We start from the raw sequence: 1,206 nt of genomic DNA, 5'->3' as shown, positions 1-1,206 counted from the left end.
TGCGTTATCCGCAATTGTCTTGGGTGTTATATAGTCAAGCCGCACGAGCAATTAGTACTGGTTAGCTCAACGCCTCGCAGCGCTTACACACCCAGCCTATCAACGTCCTGGTCTTGAACGGCTCTTCAGGAGGCTCAAGGCCTCAGGGAGATCTCATCTTGGAAGGGGCTTCCCGCTTAGATGCTTTCAGCGGTTATCCTGTCCGAACATAGCTACCGGGCAATGCCACTGGCGTGACAACCCGAACACCAGAGGTTCGTCCACTCCGGTCCTCTCGTACTAGGAGCAGCTTTCCTCAAATCTCCAACGTCCACGGCAGATAGGGACCGAACTGTCTCACGACGTTCTAAACCCAGCTCGCGTACCACTTTAAATGGCGAACAGCCATACCCTTGGGACCGGCTTCAGCCCCAGGATGTGATGAGCCGACATCGAGGTGCCAAACACCGCCGTCGATGTGAACTCTTGGGCGGTATCAGCCTGTTATCCCCGGAGTACCTTTTATCCGTTGAGCGATGGCCCTTCCATACAGAACCACCGGATCACTATGACCTACTTTCGTACCTGCTCGACGTGTCTGTCTCGCAGTCAAGCGGGCTTGTGCCATTACACTAACCGCACGATGTCCGACCGTGCTTAGCCCACCTTTGTGCTCCTCCGTTACGCTTTGGGAGGAGACCGCCCCAGTCAAACTACCCACCACACAGTGTCCTCATCCCCGATAAGGGGACCAAGTTAGAACCTCAAACATGCCAGGCTGGTATTTCAAGGTTGGCTCCACTCGAACTGGCGTCCGAGTTTCAAAGCCTCCCAGCTATCCTACACAAGCATGCTCAAAGTTCACTGTGAAGCTATAGTAAAGGTTCACGGGGTCTTTCCGTCTAGCCGCGGATACACCGCATCTTCACGGCGATTTCAATTTCACTGAGTCTCGGGTAGAGACAGCGCCCCCATCGTTACGCCATTCGTGCAGGTCGGAACTTACCCGACAAGGAATTTCGCTACCTTAGGACCGTTATAGTTACGGCCGCCGTTTACCGGGGCTTCGATCAAGAGCTTCGCACAAGTGCTAACCCCATCAATTAACCTTCCGGCACCGGGCAGGCGTCACACCGTATACGTCCACTTTCGTGTTTGCACAGTGCTGTGTTTTTAATAAACAGTCGCAGGGGCCTGGTATCTTCGACCGGCTTCCGCTCCACCCGC

At 54.5% G+C, this 1,206-nt stretch carries 1 rRNA gene; it reads right to left on the bottom strand.

Annotated features, from left to right (window positions below):
- Positions 1 to 30 precede the first annotated feature (30 nt).
- A 23S ribosomal RNA gene (locus LWH94_RS19190) occupies positions 31 to 1,206 on the bottom strand; the annotation flags it as partial.

The organism is Marinobacter sp. G11, from assembly GCF_021282325.1.
Lineage (GTDB): Bacteria > Pseudomonadota > Gammaproteobacteria > Pseudomonadales > Oleiphilaceae > Marinobacter > Marinobacter vinifirmus.
The sequence above is the reverse complement of the archived record's forward strand: the minus strand, read 5'-3'. Positions and strand labels throughout refer to the sequence as shown.